Genomic DNA, 20374 nt, shown 5'->3' on the forward strand with positions numbered 1-20374 from the left:
CCCCGACGCCCATGACCGCGCATCCGCTCTCTCCCGATCAGGACCGCGCGCTGGCGGCGCTCGTGCGCGCCGCCCGGTTCGACGAGGCGGACGCGCTGGTGGGCGTCGCGACCCTGCCGCACGTCGCGGTCATCACCGGCTGGGAGACGCTGCAGCAGCTGATCTTCCGCCCGATGCACACCACCAAGCGCCTGTGCGCCGCGGTCGCGCTGGTCGCGGCCACGCACGAGCCCACCGCGGGCGACGCCGAGTCGTCGCCGGCGCCGGGCGCGGTGCCGCTGGAGGTCGAGCTTCACGGCGAGCAGGCGTTCCCGTTCGCCGCGGTGACGCCCGACGACGTCGCGACCGAGGACGCGCTCCACGCACCGCGCTGGCGGAACGGCTTCGAGACGCTGCCGGGTGCGCGGCTGGCGGTGGCGGGGCTGTCGGAGATCGCGCCCGACGACCGCGTCGCGCAGTGGCGCCGCACGATCGCCTTCCACCGCGCGGTGCGACAGGCGCTCGAGGAGGAAGGGCTCGCACGCCGGCTTCCCGTCCTGGTGCAGGTGCGTCGCTACGTGCAGGGCCACGGCATGTGGAGCCCGGCGCCCGGCGACGCGGATGGGCCGTTCCTCACCGCGCTGCGCATTCCCGCGCGCTCGCGCGAGCGGGCCGAGGACGCGATCGCGCGCATGGTCGCGGCGCGCGACGAGGAGCAGCGCGAGTTCCGCCGTCGCCACCGGCTCGAGCTGCTGGAGGGTGCAGACGTGATGCGCGCGCTCCGTCGCGCGCTCCGCGCGTCGCGCTTCTGGCCGTTCTCGAAGTCGCCCAAGACGCACGCGCTGCGCGAGCTGTACGCGTCGAAGGAGGCGCTCGTCTTCCAGGCGCAGTCAGCCGAGCCGCCGCGGCCCCCCAGCTGGACGACCTCCGACGACGGCGAGTTCGAGAGATTCCTGCAGCGGCACTACGTGGATGCGTTCCTACACTAGCTCCGCACCCTGAGGCGACCATTCGCGTGCGCGGAGCTGCGGACTGCGGGCTGCGGGTCCTGCTCCGTGCCCTCGGCGTCCGGCGTCGCCCCCGGCCTGCACGAACTACTCGGGGGGACTACGGATCATTCGGATGGGACGGATCGTGCGGATCTCCTCCGCACCGGCGCATGGCGCGTCGCCCCCACACGAAGCGATCCGCCGCATCCGTCTCATCCGGAGCATCCGTAGTCCCTCGTTCGCCGACCCGTGCACGGCGCGCCGGCCCCGGAACGGCATTGCAAGGATGAAGATCGGACAAGGTCCGAGAAGAGCGGACGGCTCCGATGGAGTGCGAAGATGATCGCACCGCACGGAGCCATCCGTCGTTATCAGATCTTGTCGGACTTTCTTCCTTGCTGCTGTTGCAGCCGATCCGTAGCCCGCAGTCCGCAGCCTCTCAGTTGTCCCCGTCCAGCAGCGCCCCCAGCCCGCCGAGCATCCCGCCTTCCTCGCGGCGCGAGCCGCCGGCGCGCGGCGACGCGGCGATGATGCGGTCCGCGAGGCGCGAGAACGGCATCGTCTGCAGGATCACGCGCCCCGGGCCCGTGAGGTTCACGAAGAACAGCCCCTCGCCGCCGAACAGCGCCGTCTTGATCCCCGGCACCATGCGGATGTCGTAGTCCACGCCCGGCTGCATCGCCACCAGGCACCCCGTGTCCACGCGCAGCTGCTCGCCCGGCGCGAGGTCGATCGTCACCAGCGTGCCCGACGCGTGCAGGAACGCCAGCCCGTCGCCCTGCAGCCGCTGCAGGATGAAGCCCTCGCCGCCGAAGAAGCCGGCGCCGATCTTCTTCGTGAACGCGACCGAGACGTCGATGCCGCGTGCCGCGCAGAGAAAGGAGTCCTTCTGCGAGATCACCGTCCCGCCCCACTGCGCGAGGTCGAGCGGCACGATGCGGCCCGGCGTCGGCGACGCGAACGCGACGTCCGTGCGTTGGCGCCCGTGGTTCGCGAACAGCGTGACGAAGAACGACTCGCCCGTGAGCAGCCGCTTGCCGCCCTGCAGCAGCTTCCCGAACAGCCCGCCCCCCTGCGCGTTGGGATCGAGCGTCGTCGCCATCTCGATCCCCTCGCGCATGTACATCATCGCGCCCGCCTCGGCCACGACGGCCTCGCCCGGGTCCAGCGTGATGACGACCGCCTGCAGGTCGTCGCCGAGGATGCGGTAGTCGATCTGGTCGGCCATGGAAAGCTCAGCTCCGTCGGAAGGCGAGGAATGCGCTCCGGAGCGCGCCACGTCGCGGCAGCGATCCGAGCGTCGAGCGGCGAGCGCCGAGCGCCGAGGGGTCTCCTCGACGCTCGACGCTCGACGCAAGACGCTGCCTATTATGGCGCCGACGACTGCGAAGTGGCAGCACCCCCAACGGCCGGGACGGCCGCGGGCGGCTGCAGCTGATCCCGCCCCTTCTGCAGGAACGGGATGCCGTTCCGCATCCAGTCCGGCGCGGGCTCGCCCTTCAGGTGGTGCGCGAAGAACTGCTGCATGCGGCGGTCGACGTCCAGCTGGTTCGCGCGCTTGCGCGGGTTGTGGCCGTCGCCGTTGTAGTTCAGCAGGTACGCTTCCTTCCCGAAGCGGCGCGCCGCCACGAACATCTCGATGCCCTGGTACCACGGCACGGCGCCGTCCGCGTCGTTGCTCATGATGAGCATCGGCGTCGTCACCTTGTCCATGTAGAAGAGCGGCGAGTTCTCGATGTAGCGCAGCGGCGCGTCCCAGATCGACTTGCCGATGCGGCTCTGCCCCTTCTCGTACTGGAAGGCGCGCGCGACGCCGCTCTCCCAGCGGATGCCGCCGTAGGCGCTCGTCATGTTCGCCACCGGCGCGCCCAGGAACGCCGCCGCGAACAGCGGCGTCTGCGTGATCATGTACGCGCTCTGGTAGCCGCCCCAGCTCTGCCCGCCGATGCCGATGTGCTTCGCGTCCACGTAGCCGCGGCCGATCAGCGACTGCACGCCCGGCACGATCGACTGCATCGCGCTGCGGCCCGGGAAGCCGTCCGTGTACGCGATGTCCGGGAAGAACACCAGGTAGCCGTTCGACGCGTAGACCACCGGGTTGATGACGTTGCGCCCCGACGGCGTGTGGTACTGGTGCAGGTTGTCCGACAGCGACTCGTAGAAGTACACGACCATCGGGTACTTCTTCGAGGCGTCGAAGCTCTCCGGCTTGTACAGGAGCCCCTGCAGCTGCTGGCCGTCGTCGCTGCGCCACGTCACCAGCTCGACGTTGCCCCACGCGTACTGCGCCTGCTGCGGGTTGGCGTCGGTCACCTTCGAGAGCTGGTCGAGGCGCGTGCCGACCCACACGTCGGGCGACTCGGTGTACGTCTGCCGCGTCACCGCGTACACCTCGGCGTCGCGCGCCTTCAGCGGCTGCCCGAAGCGCGCGTCGGCCATCACGATGCGCTCGGGCGCGGCCGTCGCGCCCAGCCGGTCGCGGTAGAAGCCGGCTGCCTTCGTCGAGTCCTGGAAGGCGCTCAGCAGCAGCGGCTGCGCCGGGTTGATGAAGCGATCCTCGCGGTCGAGGTCCACGAGCCGGAACACCGTGCGCGAGCGCACGCCGATCGAGTCGGTGACGACGCGCGGCGCACGCTTCCCTTCCGGATCGAGCTCCCACACGTCGTAGCGCGAGTTCACGAGCAGCGAGCGGTCGCCGTTCGTCCACCCCGCCACGCCCCACGGCGCCGGATCGCTCGGCGTGTCCCACGTCTCCTGGTCGAAGCGGACGTTGGTCAGCGCGCCAGTCAGATCCGTGGTCCGGCCGGTACGAAGATCAAAGGTCTTCCAGCGGCGGTCCTGGTAGAAGACCGCGAAGTTGCCGCCCGGCGAGAGCTGCGCCTGGAACGGCACCTTCGTCGCGACCGCGCGCCGCGCGCCCGTGCGCGGATCGAGCGCCCACACGTCCGAGCCGCCCTCGCCCCACATCTGCGAGATCGCGTACGGGATGCCCGTCACCGCGAGCGCCGCGCGGCCGTCGTCGCTGACCTGGATCTGCTGCAGCGTGTCGTTGCCGAGCCGCACCAGCCGGCCCGTGCCGAGCGTGTAGACGGCCGTGTAGGCGCGCCCGCGCTCGCGGCCGGCCTCGAGGCGCTGCTGCGGCTGCAGGCGCAGGTCGCGGAAGTGCCAGAGGTCGAGGACCGCCTTGTCGGCCAGCGAGTCGGCGGGGATCGAGTCGAGCGGCGCCGGCGCGAGGCCGAGCACGAGGGCCGAGCCGTCGCGCACGAACGAGACGCCGCGCTCGCTGACGACCAGACCGCGCTCGATGCCGGCCGGCGTGACGATCGCGCGCGCGGCCGGCGCCCGGCCGTCGAGGCGCGCGTGGAACAGCGTATACGTCGGCTTGTCGGCCGTGTACGCGTCGCGGTCCGTGACGAACGCCACCTGCCGTCCGCCGCGGTCGAAGGTCAGCGCGCGGTAGTTGCCGCGACCGCTCGCGAGCGCCGTCTCGTCACCCAGGCCCGTGGGGCCGAGCGTGCGCACCCAGGCGCCGTCGCGCGCGGGCGTGCGCGAGGACGTCGTGTACGCGAGCCAGCGGCCACTGTCGGCGAAGGCGTAGCTCACCACGTCGTCGATGCGCGTCTCCTCGCCCGTCGCGAGGTTGCGGACCACGAGCGTCGTGCCGTTCTCCTTGCGGCGCTCGCGCCGCGCGGCGGAGTCGGCGGCGATGGGACGCGGCGTGCCACCGGGCGACGTCGCCGCGGCGCCGGCCGGGCGCGCGCTGGAGTCGCGCGCGGCGTTGGCCGCGGCGGCGCGGCCCGCGCTGTCGGCTGGCTCCATCAGGTAGGCGATCCAGCCGCCCGTCTCGCGCGGCATCTGGAACGAGCGCACGCGCGGCACGCTGGTGACCTTGCCGTCGGCGAGCGAGAGCATCGCCAGCGTCGCGCGCGGCGGCTGCGAGCCGCGGCGGGCGCGGGCGCGCTCGAACTCCGCGCGCGGCGCGTACGTCATCGCCGCGACGATCCGGCCGTCCGCGCTGAACACCGGCGGCGGCGCGGTGAAGCCCGAGTCGGCGTTGGGCGTGAGCTGCGGGCGGCCGGTGTAGCCGCGCGGCACGCGGTACTCGGTCGCGGCCGAGGTGCCGCGCACCACCAGCTCGCCGTCGCCGACGACGGGGCCGATCTGGTAGGCGAGCCACCGGCCGTCGCGCGACAGGGTGGTCCCCTGCACGCCGCGCCACGTGTCGTACTCGGTCTGCGTGAGGGCGCGGCCCGCGCCGGTCGGGGCGGCCGTCGCGGGGCGCGCGGGCCCCTGCGCCGGCAGGCGCGCGGGCGCGACCAGCGGGAAGGCGGCCGGCGTCAGGGCGGCGGCGGCTGCCGCGGCCCGGGCCCACGCCGAGCGGCGGGGCCGGGGGAATGGCACGGTCATGGGAGGGGAGGAGACGCGTCGGCGGCGCGCGGAGGACGCGCCGCGCCGGCGGCGTGATGCTCGTGCGCGGGGGCTCGCGTCGCCCCGCCCACCCTGCCGGCTCCCCAGGATACGCGCCCGGCGCGGAGCCCGTTGGTGGGCCCGGTGTGCGGCCGGTCAGCCGGGCAGCAGGTCGGCGAAGACGAAGCCGCCCCGCTCCACGACCTCGCCGGGCCGCACGGGCACCGGGTGGCGGAAGACCGGTCCATCGTGCACGAAGGTGTGGAACTCGCCACGCTCGCCGCACGGGTCCACGCCGGGCGGCAGCTCGTCGAGGAGCGCGTCGTCGTAGGCGCGGCCGGCGAAGCGCGGGTCGAGCTGCGCGGGGTCGACGCACACGAGCGTCGCGCGGAAGCCGAGCGCGACGAAACGCCGTGCGAGCGCCGTCGTGTCCTCGCCCCAGAGCGGGAAGAGCCCGGCCAGCGCGTGCGGCTGCAGCAGCCGCTCGCGGTAGGCGCGCACGTCGGCGAGGAACAGGTCGCCGAAGACGACCGCCTCGCCCCGGTCGGCCGCGTAGGTCGCGAGCGAGTCGCCGGTCCGCGCCTCGTAGTCGTCGTTGGTGCACGCGGGCGGGATCCGCACCGTCGTCAGCGGCAGCCCGAGGGCCGCGGCCTGCGCGTCCAGCAGCGCGCGCCGCACGCCGTGCATGCTGATGCGGTCGTACTCGTCGGTCACCGTCGTCAGCAGGCCCTCGACGCGCACGCTGCCGTCGTGCAGCACGCGGTGCAGCGCGAGCGCGCTGTCCTTGCCGCCGCTCCAGCTCACGAGGGCGCGGGGCGCGGCGCGGGAGGCTACCTTCGTCGTCATCGTGCAACCCTAGACGACGGCCGGCGCGCGGGCAACGGCGCCTCCACCCCGCCCTTCCCGAGGCTCGCCATGCTGCTCGTCGTCGGTGCCACCGGCAACGTCGGACGCCACCTGCTGCGCGAGCTGGCAGCCGCCGGCGCGGAGCCGCGCGCGCTCGCGCGCACCCTCGCCGCTCGCGAGGCCGCGACTGCGCTCGGCGCCGTGCCGGTCGCGGGCTCCCTGGACGACCGCGCGTCGCTCACGCGCGCGTTCGACGGCGTCGAGCGGCTCTTCCTCCTCAGCCCGCCCGACGCGCGCGAGGTCGCGCTGCAGTCGCACGCCATCGACGCGGCGGCCGCGGCGGGCGTGCGGCTGCTCGTGAAGCTGTCGGTCACGGGCGCCGACCCGACCGCCGACAACGTCCTCCAGCGCGACCACGGCGAGATCGAGGCGCGCGCCACGGCGCTCGGCGTGCCCAGCGTGTTCCTGCGCCCGACGCACTTCATGCAGAACCTGCTCGCGTCGGCCGACAGCATCGCGGGCGAGGGGCGACTCTATTCTCCGCCTACCGGCCCGATGCCGCTCATCGACGCGGCGGACGTCGCGGCCGTCGCGGCGCGCGTGCTGCTCGACGACGGCCACGCGGGGAACGCGTACGAGCTGACCGGCGGCGCCGCGCACGCGTATCCTGAGATCGCCGCGATCCTCTCCGGCGTGCTCGGACGCGAGATCACGCACGTCAAGCTGCCCTCCGAGGTCGTGCGCGGCGCGATGCTCGGGCGCGGGATGGAGGCGTGGCTCGTCGACGCGCTGCTCGACCTCTACGCGCGCAGCGTCGACGGCGAGGGGACGACGCCCACCGGGCACGTCGCGGCCATCACGGGACGCGCGCCGCGCACGCTGGCCGAGTTCGCGCGCGAGCACGCGGCGGCGTTCACGCGCTAGCTTTGGGCGATGCGCGCCCTCGTCAACTACTTCCTGCGCGGACTCGTCGTCGTCGCGCCGCTCGCCTTCACGGGCTACGTGTGCTGGCGGCTGTTCGTGCTGATCGACGGGTGGCTCGGGCTCCCGATCCCCGGCCTCGGCTTCGTCGCGACGCTCGCGTTCCTGATCCTCATCGGCTTCCTCGCGTCCAGCTTCCTCGCGCGTGGGCTGTTCGCGGTCGTCGAGTCGCTGCTCACGCGGCTCCCGTTCGTGCGGCTGCTCTACGCCTCCACGAAGGACCTGCTCAACGCGTTCGTCGGCGAGCAGCGCCGCTTCGACCGCCCCGTCGTCGTGACGGTGTACCCGGAGTCGGAGGGCGCCGCGATCGGCTTCGTCACGCAGTCGTCGCTGGAGCACCTCGGCCTGCATGGCCAGGTCGCGGTCTACTTCCCGTTCTCGTACAGCGTCGCGGGGCACGTGCTGCTCTTCCCCGCCGACCGCGTGCGCCCGCTCCCCGCCGACAGCGCGGATGTGATGGCCTTCCTCGTCTCGGGCGGCGTGACGCGCGTGAGCGCCACGCCCGCGATCCCGCGCGAGGCCGTCGTGCCGCCCGCCGCCGCGCCGCACTGACGCTCCCCCACTCGTCCTCGCACATGCTTCAGGTCCCTCGCGCGCGCCGGGCCGGCGGCCTCGCGCTCGTCGCCGCCGCATCGCTCGCCGGGTCGTCGCCGCTGCGCGCGCAGACGCCTCCCGCGGCCGCCGACACCACGCCGGCGCTGCTGCGCCCCGCCGCCGTGTGGGACGGCGAGGCCGACGCGCCGCGCGCCGACTGGGTGGTGCTCGTGCGCGGCACGCGCATCGCGGCCGTCGGCCCCGCGGCGGGCGTGGCCGCGCCCGCGAACGCACGCACCGTCGCGCTGCCCGGCACGACGCTGATGCCCGGCATGATCGACGCGCACTCGCACGTGCTGCTGCACGCGTACAACGAGACGTCGTGGGACGACCAGGTGCTGAAGGAGCCGCTGTCGCTGCGCGTGGCGCGCGCGGTGAACCACCTCCGCGCGACGCTGCAGGCCGGCTTCACGACGCTGCGCGACCTCGGCACCGAGGGCGCCGGCGACGCCGACGCGGGCCTCAAGGCCGCCGTCGAGCAGGGGATCATCCCCGGCCCGCGGCTCCTCATCGCGAACCGCGCGATCGTCGCCACGGGGAGCTACGGCCCCAAGGGCTTCGACCCGCGCTGGGAGGTGCCGCAGGGGGCCGAGGAGGCCGACGGCGTGGACGGGCTGGTGCGGACCATCCGCCGGCAGATCGGCAGTGGCGCCGACGTCGTGAAGCTCTACGGCGACTACCGCTGGGGCCCGAACGGCGAGGCGCGGCCCACGTTCAGCGAGGCGGAGCTGCGCCTCGCCGTCGAGACGGCCGCCAGCTCCGGGCGCCCGGTCGTCGTCCACGCCAGCACGGCCGAGGGGATGCGGCGCGCGGCGGCGGCGGGCGTGCAGACCATCGAGCACGGTGACGAGGGCACGCCCGAGGTCTTCCGGCTGATGGCGCAGAAGGGCGTGGCGCTGTGCCCCACCGTGGCCGCGGGCGACGCGATCAGCCGCTACCGCGGCTGGCGGCCGGGCAACGGGCCCGAGCCGGCGCGCATCACCGCCAAGCGCGCCTCGCTCAAGGCGGCCATCGCCGCCGGCGTCACCATCTGCAACGGCAGCGACGTCGGCGTCTTCCCGCACGGCGACAATGCGCGCGAGCCGGAGCTGCTGGTGTCGTACGGCCTGTCGCCGCTGCAGGCGGCGCGCGCGGCGACCAGCGTCACCGCGAAGGCGATCGGGCTCACGGACCGCGGGCGCGTCGCGACCGGGCTGCTCGCGGACCTCGTGGCCGTCGAGGGCGACCCGACGCGCGACGTGGGCGCGCTGCGGCGGGTGCGCTTCGTGATGAAGGGCGGGCAGGCCGTCGGCCTCCCCGCCCCTCACTGATCGCTCGCCGGCGTCGGCGGCCGTGCGTCAGGTGCTCGACTTCGCGGCCGGCGCGCTGGTGCGCGGCGCGCGCACGGTGTCGGCGGCCTTGGGCGTCGTGCCCGTGAGGATGTCGCGCGACAGGCGCAGGTAGCCGTTCACCTGCTGCGCCTGCTTGCCGAGCGAGACGTTCGGCTGCAGCTGGCCGGCCGCCGTCGTGAGGCGGCCGTCGTCGACCTTGCTGTCCTTCAGCGCGTAGGCGTACGCGAAGAAGCCCAGCTGCACGAGGTCCGGCACGCGCTCGGCCTTCGTCTCGGTCATGGCGAGCGTGTCGGCGATCGCCTGCAGCAGGTTGATCTGCACGCCCTTGGCGGGCGCCTTCTCCTGCAGCACGCCCGACATCAGGCGCAGCGCCTCGCCCAGGTAGGCGCGCTGCGTCGCCCCGTCGTCGGTCGGGAGGCGGCGCGTGTCGGCGAAGCGCACGAACGCGGCGGTCGGGCCGCCGGTCGTCGTGGGCGCCGCGGCGGTCGCGGGCGCGCCCGGGGTGGTCGGCGCCGCGGTGGCGGCCGAGTCGGCGGCGGTCGCGACGGGGGCCGGCGGGCGGCGGTCGAGCAGGAAGTAGGCGGCGCCGCCACCCACGACGAGCAGGATCAGCAGGACGAGCCAGAGCGGGGTGCCCCGGCGCTTGAAGTCGATTTCGGCCATGACTCGGAGAGGAGGCGGTTCGGGGAGGGCCGGCGTCGCGTGGCCGCGCCGTCCGGTCAGCCCTGAACACAAGCGAGGGCCGGAGGGACACGCAACCCGGCGGGCCCTCGCTGCGCCCTACCCCGCGGCCAGCCGCCCCTGCAGCGCCTCGATCCGCTCCGCCACGAGCCCGATCAGCTCCCCCATGCCCGCCGCGTCGAAGACGAGCTTCGCGCCGGCGGCCTGGTAGATCTCCGGCAGCGAGCGCGTGCCGCCGAGGCTCAGCGCCGCCTTGTAGCGCCGCACCGCGTCCTGCGGGTCCTGGAGGCTGCGCCGCCACACCTGCAGCGCGCCGAGCTGCGCGATGCCGTACTCGATGTAGTAGAACGGCAGCTCGAAGATGTGGAGCTGGCGATACCAGCGCGCCACGCGCTCGCGTTCCAGCCCGCCCCAGTCGACGCCGCGCTCGAAGCGCGCGCGCAGGTCAAGCCACGCCGCGTCGCGCGCGTCCGCGTCGGCGCCGGCGGGATCGGTGTAGATCCACCGCTGGAACGCGTCCACGCTCGCGATGTGCGGCAGCGTCGTCACCACCTCGACGAGGTGCTCCAGCTCCGCCGACAGCGCCTCCTCGGGCTCGTAGTAGCCGGTCGGGCGCGCGAGGTGCGGCGCGGCGAGCAGCTCCATCGACATCGACGCCAGCTCCGCCGCCTCGTGCCCCGTCGAGCGCTGCCAGATCAGCGGCAGCCCGTGCGACGCGAAGTCGTGGAAGCAGTGCCCCGCCTCGTGGACGAGCGTGTTGACGTCGTCCGGGACGCCGACCGCGTTCATGAAGATGAACGGCCGCCCGCGGAAGCTGAGCTTCGTGCAGTAGCCGCCGGGCGCCTTCCCCGGCCGGCTCTCCAGGTCGAGCAGGCGCTCGCGCGCCATCAGGTCGAACTGCTCGCCGAGCTCCGGATCGAGCGTCGCGAAGATGCGGCGCGCCGCGGCGACGAACTCGGGCACCTCGCTGAACGGCTTCAGCGGCCGGTCGCGGAACAGGTCCACGCCGAGGTCCCACGGGCGCAGCTGCGCGACGCCCAGCTTCTCGCGCCGCCACGCGTGCAGCCGCTCGGCCACCGGCGTCACGGTCGACTCCACCGCCTCGTGGAAGCGCTGCACGTCGTCCGGCCCGTAGTCGAAGCGGTGCTTCGCGGCGAAGCAGTACTCCATGAAGTTCGGGAAGCCGGCGTTCGCGCCGACCTGCACGCGCTTCTCGTACATGCGGTCGAACAGCGCCGCCAGCTCGTCGCGCTTGTCGAGGTAGGCCTCCGCACCCTTCCGGAACGCGCGCTCGCGCACCGCGCGGTCGGGGCTCTTGAGGAACGGCTGCAGCTGCGGGATGGTCTTGCGCTCGCCGTCCCAGTCGGCGGCGAGCCCGCCGACGATCTTCTGGTACGCGGCCGACAGCTCCTCCAGCTCCGCGAACAGCGGCACGTTGGCCTCGCGGAAGATCTCGGCGTCGGCGCGGAAGCGCTTCAGCGTCGTCTCGAGGTCCGGGCGCGACCACCCGAGGTCGAGCAGCCGCTTCGAGAGCCGCACCTCCTGCTCGTCGAGCTTCGGGAAGACGTCGGTCGAGAAGCGCAGGTACGCCGCCTCCTTCGCCGCGTCCGCCGTGTCGCCCGTGTAGGCGATCATGGCGAGCGTGCCCGCCTCGCCCACGAGCGCGTCGAGGCGCGACCACGCGCCGAGCCACTCCTCGACGTCGGCGGCGGTGAGCGGCGCGGTCGCAAGCGCCTCGTAGTACGGCGCGACGTCGTCCCACGTCGCGTCGGCGAAGGCCTCGGGCGAGGCGGGGAGCTCGGGAAGCGGCGCGATGGTCACGGAGCCGTTGGGCTTGAGCGTTCGGAGCGGGCGGCGCATGTCGCCCACGCCCTGGCATGATACGGCGCTCCCGGCACTCGGGGCGAGTGCCGGGGTGCGACGCGGCTCACCGGGCGGCTCACGGCTTCGGCGCGATCCGCCAGAGCTCTCCCGCCGTCGTGTCGGTCACGACGTACAGCGCGCCGTCCGGCCCCTGCTTCACGTCGCGGATGCGCTGCGCGCGATCGACCAGCAGGTGCTCCTCGCCGGTGACGCGGTCGTTCGCGATGGTCAGGCGCACGAGGCGGCGCTGCCCCATCGCGCCGACGAACAGGCTCCCCTTCCACGCCGGGAACGCGTTCCCCGTGTAGAACTGCGCGCCGGACGGCGCGATCACCGGATCCCAGTAGTACACGGGCTGCTCGGTGCCCTCGCGCGTCGTCGCGCCGCCCGAGTTCCGGATCGGCATTCCCGCGTACTCGATGCCGTACGCGGCGAGGGGCCAGCCGTAGTTCTTCCCTTTCTGCACGAGATTGAGCTCGTCGCCGCCGCGCGTGCCGTGCTCGATCTCCCACAGCCGCCCCTGCGCGTCGAACGCCGCCGCCTGCACGTTGCGGTGCCCGAGCGAGAAGATCTCGGGGCGCGCGCCCTGGCGGCCGACGAAGGGGTTGTCGCGCGGCGCCGCGCCATCGGGGGTGATGCGGATGATCTTCCCCATGTGGCTGCCGAGGTCCTGCGCCTGCGGGCGGATGACCGTGTCGGAGCGCTCGCCGAGCGTGAGGTAGAGCATGCCGTCCGGCCCGAAGGCGATGCGCGAGCCGAAGTGCATCGTGCCGTCGTAGGACGGCATCGCGCGGAAGATCACGCGCACCTGCTCGAGGCTCCGGCGATCGGCGCTCAGCACGCCGCGCGCGACGCTGGTGGCGTTCCCGTCGCCGCGCGGCTCGCTGAAGCTCCAGAAGATCGTGCGGTCCGTCTCGAAGCGCGGGCTGAGCGCGACGTCCAGCAGGCCACCCTGGCCGCGGCCATCGACCGCGGGCAGGCCGGCGATCGGCGGGCTCACCTTCCCGGCGCTCGTGACGAGGCGGAGGCGCCCCGGCTTCTCGGTCACGAGGAAGTCGCCGCCCGGCAGCGGCTCGACGGCCCACGGCTTCTCGAGCCGTCCCGCGACGACGGTGACGTCGAAGGCGACGTTGGTCGGCGCGGCGCACGCGCGCGTCTGCCCGGCGAACGCGGGGCGCTGCGTGGGGGCGTTGGCGGCGCGCGTCTCCAGCGGCTGGCACGCGGGCTGGGTCGCCGACTGGCTCGCCGACTGGCTCGCCGGCTGCGCGGCGACGGCGGCGGCACGCTCGGCCGCCTCCGCGCGCGGCAGGCAGCCGGCGCCGACGCTCGCGAGCGCGATGAGGGGCAGGATGGCGCGGCGGGGGTGGTGCATGCGTTCGGTCCTCGCAGGAGTGGGCGGGCCGGCACGTGAAGGACACGTGGCCGGCTCGCGGATCAGGCTCCGGTCGAGGGGCAGTCTACGTGCCGCCGCGCGGCACGCCACCCGTGCATGTCAGGCGCGTGTGCGGATCGACGCGCACGCCTCGCGTGCCAGCATCCCGCCAATGCTCTCCGCCGCGTGCCGGTTCCACGCGGGCGCCGCCTGCTGGAACGAGAGGTCCGCCACGACGTCGCCGCCCTTCGTGAACGCCGACGAGGCCCACGTGCGCGTCGCCTGCGCCCGGCAGTCGATCTCGACGACGTCGATCGAGTAGCGCACGCCCGCGTCCCACGCCTGCGGGCTGGCGGCGCGCTCGTGGAAGCTCCACCGCAGCTGCACCGTGTACGGCCCGGCGCCCTGCACCGTGCTCGCGTCCAGATCGACGCTCACCTCGTCGAACGCCAGCACCGGGCGCCACATCCAGTCGGGAGCCGGAGCGGGCGCCGGAGCCAGCAGGAGCGCGGCGGCGGTGGCGAGCGGCGTCAGGGCGGCGAAGAGCACGGGCGGCCTCGGAGAGCGCGGGGGCGGATCGGGGACGCCACCCGCAGGGCAAGTCGGGGACCGGGCCCGGCCGTGCCTTCACGTGCCGGTAACGCGTTGCCTGCACGCGGGTTACGTCGCAGTCGCCGAGTGGTTCGCCGCGGCTGGTGTGGCGCGCGCTCCACGCCGCGCGACGTCGGCGTGGCGGCGCCGCCACAGGCGCGGTCGCGCCATGCGATCGCGAGAGGCCCGGACATGCAACACCCCCGGGGCGACGAATCGCTCCGGGGGTGCCCACATCGCTGGCGTCCAACGATCGGCTGGGTTCGAACCCGTTCCGTCCGGTCCCGAAGGCGCGGTCTCGTCGGCAGGCTCTCGCCCGCTCGGCTGGTCGTGCGTCCTCGGCCCGTGCGTCACGACCCGATCCCTGGACTTCCCGTCGCCGAGCGGCCCTCGGCGCCAGGTCCCCGACTCGCGTCGGGCGCCGGCTGCGACCAGCGACTCCGCAGCCGCCCTGCCAAGTTCGAACGCTCGGCAGGTCGTCCACCGACGGCGTCCCGCCGGCGAACCGGGCCTGGACGCGTCAGCCGCGGCGCCCCTGCCCGACGCCATAATTGGAATGGGGCGCGAGGGCCGCAATCCAGAACGTTCGCCGAAGTCGACGGGCCCTGGCGTGTCCGCCCCGCTGCGAGCTCCAGGACCGTCAGCGCCGCAGCGTGACGATCACGATCTCGCGCGGCACGCCGATGCGGAGCGGCAGCCAGTGCCCCACCCCGGCCGAGACGTCGAGGTGCGCCTCGCCACGCCGATACGGCCCGTGGGTGTAGTCGAAGGCGTCGATCAGCGGCCGGCGGCCGAACCGCACGTGACCACCATGCGTGTGGCTCGCCAGCGTCAGCGCCGCACCGCGTGCCGCGGCGACGCGGAAGAACGCCGGATGGTGCGACAGCGCGATGATCGTCTCGCCAGAGGTCGCTCCGGCGAACGCACGCGCCGCGAAGTCGCGCATCGCCGCGTCCTGCTGCGGACGCGGCAGCACGTGCCCCCCACGCGCATCGAGCGGATAGTCGGCGCCGACCACGCGCACGCTGCCGCCGCCGTGCGGGATCACGACGCTGCCGTTGACGAGCAGGGTGAGGCGCGGCGCACGGCGGCGCATCGCGGTCACGACGGCCGACTCGTGCGCCTTGTCGTGGTTGCCGAGGATCGCGACGACGGGCCGCGCCCGCTCGCGCTCGAGGGCGTCCAGCGTCGGCTCGATGAGCCGCACGTCGTCGATCAGATCGCCCGTGACGGCGAGCAGGTCGACGCCGCGCGCGTCGACGAGATCGACCGCGCGCGCGAGATCCGCCGGCACGACGAAGCGTCCGACGTGCACGTCCCCGAGGTTGGCGATGCGCAGGCCGTCCAGCGTCGATGGCAGCCCGCGCACGCGCACCACCTCCTCGCGGACGACTGGATCACCGACACCCTCGAGGCTGATCGCCACGCCGACGGCGAGCGGGATGGCGAGCGCGGCGATGGGCACGCGCGCTCCCAGCTCCGCGCGCCCTCCCGCCATGCGGCGCACGACGACGAGGAGCGCGAGTTGGATCACGAGCAGCGCCGCGGTCACCAAGGAGCCGAGCCACACGCTCACGAGCCAGCGCGCCGCAGTGCTCCACGCGCCGCCCAGGTCGGGCAGCCGCCACCAGAGGAGATGGACGACCGCGGCGACGCCCCAGAACGCGGCCACCGCCCGGCGAGCGCGCATCACGCGCGCGGTGGCGAGCAGCGACAGCCAGACGATGACGGTCAGGACGACCGAGATCGCGAACACGAAGAGGTAGCTCATCCGGGGCGGATGGAGTGGAGGGCCGCGACCAGCGCCACGGGCGCGAGCGCGCTGGCGTTGGTGGCTCCACGATCGCACCCTGCCCCGGGGCTGCGGCGCGCGGCGACGTGAGGTGGACCGCCAGCGGTGTGACCCGGACCGCTCGACGAGATTGGCTCACGCACAACGCGAAACGCGCCGGCACCACTGTCGAGTAAGATCCTCGACACGGTGCCGGCGCGTTGCTCACGCCTGATGCTTCTCGATCGGGACGGCGGGATTTGAACCCGCGACCCCCTGAACCCCATTCAGGTGCGCTACCGGGCTGCGCTACGTCCCGTGCCTCGGCTCATCGCTGACCCGAGCCCGCGTGCCCGTCCACCCGCCCGGACCGCAGAGCGCGAAGTATAACCCGCCCCCGGACGCAGAACAACCGAGCCCGCCAGCTACTCGGTCCCCTCCAGGATCGCCGCCACCCACGCCTCCGGCGTCAGCAGCCGCCCCACCCAGAAGTCCCCGAACTCAGCGTACTGCGCGCTCACCTCGTCGAAGCGCATCTCGGTCACCACGCGCTTGAACTCCAGCGGGTCGCCCGCGAACAGCGTCACGCCCCACTCCCACGCGTCGAAGCCGATCGAGCCCGTGATGACCTGGAACACGCGCCCCGCGAAGCGGCGCCCGCTCTTGCCGTGCTCCCACATCAGGCGGCTGCGCTCCTCGCCGCTCAGCGCGTACCAGTTCTGCTGCGGCGCGCGGCGCTTCGACATCGGGTAGAAGCAGACGTACGGCATCGCCTCGCCCGGGCGCGGCGGATACAGGCGCCGCTGCAGGTGCGGCGACGCGCGCTCCGCCTCCAGCCGCGCCTCCAGCTCGCGCTGGTACTCCGCGTCGCCCTCGACGCCGCCGCGCGCCGCCGTCTCGCGCGCGAGCTTCGACGTCAGCGCGTACATCCCCGCCTCCGTCACGCTCAGGAACGCGCCCGCGGGCTTCAGCACCTGCGAGAGCGAGGCGCCGAGGACGCGCCGCTGCGCCTCACCGACGCCGTCGAGCGTCGGGCGGAAGTGCAGCAGCATCACGTCCGCGGTCGAGCCGATGAGCAGCGCGGGCGCGCTCCAGCCGCCCTCCGCCGGCTGCGCCAGCTCGTGCAGCGCGCGCACGGTCCGCTCGGCCGCCCCGGCGCGCGCCTCGGGCGTCATCGCGCGGAGCGCCGCGCGGTCGATCGAGAACAGCTGGTGGTGCGCGTACCACCCTTCGAGCGTCAGCGCGGGCGGCACGTGCGGCGCCGCCTCGGCATGACCGGGCCGCGTGGCCGCCGGCTGGATCGCGGTGCCATGCGTCATGCGCTCGCTCCCGCGAGCTCGTAGCCCGCGTCGCGCACCGCGTCGTCGAGCTCAGTGCGTGGCGTCTGCGCTGGGTCGAACGCCACCGTCGCCTCACCGATCGCGACGCGCTCCACCTCCACGCCGGGCAGCGCGCGCAGCGCGTCCTCGACGGCGCGCACGCAGTGCCCGCAGCTCATCCCCTCGATCCGCATCGTCACCCGTTCCATCACGGCCCTCCCGGCCTGTCGGTCCGCCGGCAAATCTAGCCGGGGCCGGGGACGGACGAATCCGGAGCATCCCGGACGCCGGAACGACTCAGGCGCCCGCGAGCTGTCGGAGCCGGGCGGCGTTGCGCACGGCGTTGCCCTCGCCGTCGTTGTTGAAGTAGGCGAAGACGTCGTGCCCGGCCCCGTCCCACTCGCGGATGCGCGCCGCCCACCAGCGCAGGTCCGCCTCCGGATACGAGCCGGCATAGAGGTGGTGCGGATCCGGCCCGTGCAGCCGCACGTACACGGTGCGCGCGGTCGCGCGCAGCACGCACGGCAGCCCCGCGCCGCTCATCACGCAGTACGCCGCGCCGTGCCGCGCCAGCAGCGCGAACACGCTCTCGCGGTGCCAGCTCGGATGCCGCATCTCCACCGCGACGCGCACGCCCGCCGGCACGTGCGCCAGGAACCACGCGAGGCGCGGCTCGTCGACCTCGAGCTTCGGCGACAGCTGCACCAGCAGCACGCCGCGCCGGTCGCCGAGTCGGTCGAACGCGCGGCCGATGCGCGCCAGCCACCGCTCCGGCCCGTACAGCCGCCGCACGTGCGTCAGCAGGCCGGGCGCCTTCACGCTCAGCACGAAGCCGGGCGGGAGTCGCCGCCGCCAGCGTGCGAACGCGGCGTCCTTCGGCCAGCGGTAGTAGCTGCTGTTCAGCTCCACGGTGCCGAAGTGCGCGACGTAGCGATCGAGCCGCGCGCGCGCCGGCAGCCCCTCCGGGTAGAGCACGTGCGTCCAGTGATCGTAGCTCCACCCCGACGTGCCGACGTGGACGCTCACGTCCGGCGAACGCTCATCCGCACGAGCGGCGTCAGGTGCTCACCGCGTCCGAGCGCAGCACGCACTGGTGGAGCTCTCCGTCGGTCACGACGCGGCCGTCGAACTGGTAGTACAGCCGGTACTGCACCAGCCGCACGTCCGGGCGCGGCGTCGCCGATCCCGGCGTCGCGGTCGCGCCCTCGTAGACGACGCGGTCGAGCTGGAACAGGTCGCCCCCGTCGCCGGCCGGCCGCGCGTACGCGAGCGGGATCGTCTCGCTGGCGGCCAGCGCGCCGTCGTGCCCGAAGACGTGCACGTCGGCCCAGACGTGCTTCGCGTACGTCGTGTTGCGCACCCACGCCTCGACGTGCAGGTGCGTCTGCCAGTGCGTGCGCGTGCTGGGGAAGCCGGGCTGGCTGGGCCAGAGGTTCCGCTTCACGGCCGCATCCTGCGCCACGCGCAGCGCCTTCGGCTCGACCTCGGCGCCCTCTCGAACGGCGACGGATGGCGTCGGATGCGCCGGCGGCGACATGAGCCGGGCCGTGCCGAGCTCCGCCGCCTCCTCGGCGGCGGACGGGAGGCGCCGGGGCGGATCGGGCAGGGCGTGCGTCATCGGGGTCGCGCCTCCTCGCAGGGCGGTCTCGGTGGCGCCGCGGCGGCCGATCGGTCGCGCCGCACGGCGGGCGTGCGCTGCTGCTCGTCTCCGTCGATACCCGCCGCGCGCGGGGTGTTCCGTACGATTTCGTACGGTACGCACGCAAAAAGACCGGCGGCGCGCCGAAGCGCGCCGCCGGTCTTCTGACTTTCTAGAGAGCGGGAGACGGGGTTCGAACCCGCGACATCCAGCTTGGGAAGCTGGCGCTCTACCAACTGAGCTACTCCCGCGTGTGTTCGACTGCCTTGCTGCCGATCAGGACCTGACGGGATGCTGCGCCGTGGAGCGGCGCGCCGCAAGAGCCACAGGTGAGGATTGAACTCACGACCGCCCGATTACGAATCGGGTGCTCTACCACTGAGCTACTGTGGCGACTTCGGATCCGAGGTGTGGATCCAAGACGAACGAAACGAACGGAGGTGCCCTGGAGCGGACTCGAACCGCTATGCCTTTCGGCACCACCCCCTCAAGATGGCGTGTCTACCAATTTCACCACCAGGGCAGCGTGGGGCGCACCGGTCGTCAACCGGGCGCTCACCAGGCTTGAACTGCAAAACCAACGGGGCCGACGGGGCTCGAACCCGCGACCTCTCGAGTGACAGTCGAGTGCTCTAACCAAACTGAGCTACGGCCCCAACTTCACGAACAGCTGCACGTGCACCTGCGCCTGCATCCCTGCTGCGATAGCCCCAACGGGAATCGAACCCGTCTCTCCACCTTGAAAGGGTAGCGTCCTAACCGATAGACGATGGGGCCGCCGGTTCGCACCATCGGACAGTGCTCGCACCTTCCAGTTGGACCTTCGCAGATCCGGTCCGACGATCCTGCCGTCGAGTAGCGGTAACGGGATTCGAACCCGTGTTCCAGCCTTGAGAGGGCTGTGTCCTAGGCCTCTAGACGATACCGCCGTGCTGCCCGACCGCCTCCGCGGCGACCCGAGCCGCTCGCCCTTTCTGCCGGCGAGCACTGCATCCTAACCAGCACGCTATCCGTTTTCAACTAGCGACCGCCGCGCGATTTACATCGTGTTCGCGACACACAGGCCCGGAGGGAATCGAACCCCCAACCGCCGGTTTTGGAGACCGGTGCTCTACCAATTGAGCTACGGACCTTCAACCGATCGCGCTGCGACGCGACCCGGGCCACTCACGTGCTGCACAGTTGCTACACAGTGCGGTACTGCTGGAGAGCGGAGGGGTGGCTAACGGGACTTGAACCCGCAACCCCCGGTGCCACAGACCGGTGCTCTAACCGATTGAGCTATAGCCACCATGGGCGCCGCGACGTGCGCGGGCACCGTGCCGCAGGGTCCGAGCCAGCGGACCGGGCGGCCGATAAAGCTAACCGGGCCCGGAGGGGGGTTCAAGGGCGCGACCCGCGCCCCTGCCCCGCCTCCAAGGCCCAGCGCCCTCAGTCCTTCGCGCGCTCCAGGTACTCGCCCGTCTGCGGGTTCACGCGGACGCGCTCGCCCGTGCTGATGAACTCCGGGACGTTCACCGTGACGCCGTTCTCCAGCTTCGCCGGCTTGCTCGACGCGTTCTTCGTCGCCGTCTTCATCACCGGCGCCGTCTCCACGATCTCGAACGTCATCGACGCGGGGAGCTGGATGCCGATCGGCTTGCCGTCGTAGTACTCGGCCACAATCCGCATGCCCGGCTGCATCCACTGCGCGTTGTCACCGAGCGCCTCCTCGTCCATCTCGAGCTGGTCGTAGTTCTCGGTGTTCATGAAGTGGTACGTGTCGCCGCCCTGATAGAGGAACTCCAGGTCGTGCGTCTCCATGTCCGCCTTCTCGATCGAGTCGGCGGCCCGGAACCGATGCTCGAACGACGAGCCGGTGCGCAGGTTCTTCAGCTTCGCCTGCACCATCGCGCGCAGGTTGCCGGGAGTGTGATGGCGGAACTCGATCACGCGGCACGGCTGGCCCTCGAACACGAGGACCATCCCGCGGCGGATCTGCGTGGCAGGCATTGCCATGACGATGACCGAA

General features: G+C 73.1%; 17 protein-coding genes and 9 tRNA genes. 4 read left to right on the top strand and 22 right to left on the bottom strand.

Annotated features, from left to right (window positions below; genetic code table 11):
• The first annotated feature begins 11 nt into the window (after nucleotides 1-11).
• Nucleotides 12-968, top strand: a complete 957-nt coding sequence (locus tag rosag_RS20760; protein WP_284352090.1) for a hypothetical protein — start codon at nucleotides 12-14, stop codon at nucleotides 966-968.
• 439 nt (nucleotides 969-1407) lie between these two features.
• On the opposite strand, the gene rosag_RS20765 is transcribed toward rosag_RS20760, so the two are convergent.
• The 3 genes from rosag_RS20765 to rosag_RS20775 form a co-directional block, all read right to left on the bottom strand.
• Nucleotides 1408-2196, bottom strand: coding sequence for a TIGR00266 family protein (locus rosag_RS20765; protein WP_284352091.1), 789 nt, complete (start codon nucleotides 2194-2196; stop codon nucleotides 1408-1410).
• A 140-nt stretch (nucleotides 2197-2336) separates the two neighbouring features.
• On the bottom strand, nucleotides 2337-5369 hold the full coding sequence (locus rosag_RS20770; RefSeq protein ID WP_284352092.1) for a S9 family peptidase: 3033 nt from the start codon (nucleotides 5367-5369) through the stop codon (nucleotides 2337-2339).
• A 162-nt stretch (nucleotides 5370-5531) separates the two neighbouring features.
• Nucleotides 5532-6221 (bottom strand): Dph6-related ATP pyrophosphatase, encoded by a 690-nt coding sequence (locus rosag_RS20775; protein ID WP_284352093.1) that lies wholly within the window; start codon nucleotides 6219-6221, stop codon nucleotides 5532-5534.
• Between the two features lie 69 nt (nucleotides 6222-6290).
• Between rosag_RS20775 and rosag_RS20780 the strand changes: the two genes are divergently transcribed.
• Genes rosag_RS20780 through rosag_RS20790 form a run of 3 tightly spaced genes read left to right on the top strand, consistent with a single transcriptional unit; the run spans nucleotide 6291 to nucleotide 9106 of the window.
• Nucleotides 6291-7145, top strand: a complete 855-nt coding sequence (locus rosag_RS20780) for an NmrA family NAD(P)-binding protein (protein ID WP_284352094.1) — start codon at nucleotides 6291-6293, stop codon at nucleotides 7143-7145.
• Nucleotides 7146-7154: 9 nt separating this feature from the next.
• Nucleotides 7155-7754 (top strand): DUF502 domain-containing protein, encoded by a 600-nt coding sequence (locus rosag_RS20785; RefSeq protein WP_284352095.1) that lies wholly within the window; start codon nucleotides 7155-7157, stop codon nucleotides 7752-7754.
• A gap of 23 nt (nucleotides 7755-7777) precedes the next feature.
• Nucleotides 7778-9106, top strand: a complete 1329-nt coding sequence (locus rosag_RS20790) for a metal-dependent hydrolase family protein (RefSeq protein WP_284352096.1) — start codon at nucleotides 7778-7780, stop codon at nucleotides 9104-9106.
• A 27-nt stretch (nucleotides 9107-9133) separates the two neighbouring features.
• On the opposite strand, the gene rosag_RS20795 is transcribed toward rosag_RS20790, so the two are convergent.
• The 19 genes from rosag_RS20795 to efp all read right to left on the bottom strand — a co-directional run bounded on the left by rosag_RS20795 (nucleotide 9134) and on the right by efp (nucleotide 20361).
• Entirely contained in the window at nucleotides 9134-9790 is a 657-nt protein-coding gene (locus rosag_RS20795) for a hypothetical protein (RefSeq protein ID WP_284352097.1), read from the bottom strand.
• Nucleotides 9791-9907: 117 nt separating this feature from the next.
• On the bottom strand, nucleotides 9908-11668 hold the full coding sequence (locus rosag_RS20800) for a M3 family oligoendopeptidase (protein ID WP_284352098.1): 1761 nt from the start codon (nucleotides 11666-11668) through the stop codon (nucleotides 9908-9910).
• A gap of 79 nt (nucleotides 11669-11747) precedes the next feature.
• Entirely contained in the window at nucleotides 11748-13043 is a 1296-nt protein-coding gene (locus tag rosag_RS20805) for a PQQ-dependent sugar dehydrogenase (RefSeq protein WP_284352099.1), read from the bottom strand.
• 120 nt (nucleotides 13044-13163) lie between these two features.
• Nucleotides 13164-13592, bottom strand: a complete 429-nt coding sequence (locus rosag_RS20810) for a surface-adhesin E family protein (protein ID WP_284352100.1) — start codon at nucleotides 13590-13592, stop codon at nucleotides 13164-13166.
• Between the two features lie 682 nt (nucleotides 13593-14274).
• Nucleotides 14275-15405: a metallophosphoesterase gene (locus rosag_RS20815; protein ID WP_284352101.1), complete on the bottom strand. Its 1131-nt coding sequence runs from the start codon at nucleotides 15403-15405 to the stop codon at nucleotides 14275-14277.
• A 245-nt stretch (nucleotides 15406-15650) separates the two neighbouring features.
• Nucleotides 15651-15724, bottom strand: a tRNA-Pro gene (locus rosag_RS20820).
• 106 nt (nucleotides 15725-15830) lie between these two features.
• Entirely contained in the window at nucleotides 15831-16724 is an 894-nt protein-coding gene (gene hemQ / locus rosag_RS20825; protein WP_284352102.1) for a hydrogen peroxide-dependent heme synthase, read from the bottom strand.
• On the bottom strand, nucleotides 16721-16933 hold the full coding sequence (locus tag rosag_RS20830) for a heavy-metal-associated domain-containing protein (RefSeq protein ID WP_284352103.1): 213 nt from the start codon (nucleotides 16931-16933) through the stop codon (nucleotides 16721-16723). The genes hemQ and rosag_RS20830 overlap by 4 nt, the downstream gene beginning before the upstream one ends.
• 88 nt (nucleotides 16934-17021) lie before the next feature.
• A complete protein-coding gene (locus rosag_RS20835; RefSeq protein WP_284352104.1) occupies nucleotides 17022-17750 on the bottom strand; it encodes a DUF72 domain-containing protein in 729 nt (242 codons plus the stop codon).
• 31 nt (nucleotides 17751-17781) lie between these two features.
• Nucleotides 17782-18342, bottom strand: a complete 561-nt coding sequence (locus rosag_RS20840; protein WP_284352105.1) for a hypothetical protein — start codon at nucleotides 18340-18342, stop codon at nucleotides 17782-17784.
• A 199-nt stretch (nucleotides 18343-18541) separates the two neighbouring features.
• Nucleotides 18542-18614 (bottom strand) — tRNA-Gly (locus tag rosag_RS20845).
• Nucleotides 18615-18684: 70 nt separating this feature from the next.
• Nucleotides 18685-18756 (bottom strand) — tRNA-Thr (locus rosag_RS20850).
• A gap of 48 nt (nucleotides 18757-18804) precedes the next feature.
• Nucleotides 18805-18886: transfer RNA gene (locus rosag_RS20855), tRNA-Leu, on the bottom strand.
• A 58-nt stretch (nucleotides 18887-18944) separates the two neighbouring features.
• A tRNA-Asp gene (locus tag rosag_RS20860) sits at nucleotides 18945-19019 on the bottom strand.
• 49 nt (nucleotides 19020-19068) lie between these two features.
• Nucleotides 19069-19140 (bottom strand) — tRNA-Glu (locus rosag_RS20865).
• A gap of 79 nt (nucleotides 19141-19219) precedes the next feature.
• Nucleotides 19220-19292: transfer RNA gene (locus rosag_RS20870), tRNA-Glu, on the bottom strand.
• 131 nt (nucleotides 19293-19423) lie between these two features.
• Nucleotides 19424-19496, bottom strand: a tRNA-Trp gene (locus rosag_RS20875).
• Nucleotides 19497-19580: 84 nt separating this feature from the next.
• Nucleotides 19581-19654, bottom strand: a tRNA-His gene (locus rosag_RS20880).
• 140 nt (nucleotides 19655-19794) lie between these two features.
• Entirely contained in the window at nucleotides 19795-20361 is a 567-nt protein-coding gene (gene efp, locus rosag_RS20885) for an elongation factor P (RefSeq protein WP_284352106.1), read from the bottom strand.
• Nucleotides 20362-20374: the final 13 nt, after the last annotated feature.

It is taken from the genome of Roseisolibacter agri, from assembly GCF_030159095.1.
GTDB lineage: Bacteria > Gemmatimonadota > Gemmatimonadetes > Gemmatimonadales > Gemmatimonadaceae > Roseisolibacter > Roseisolibacter agri.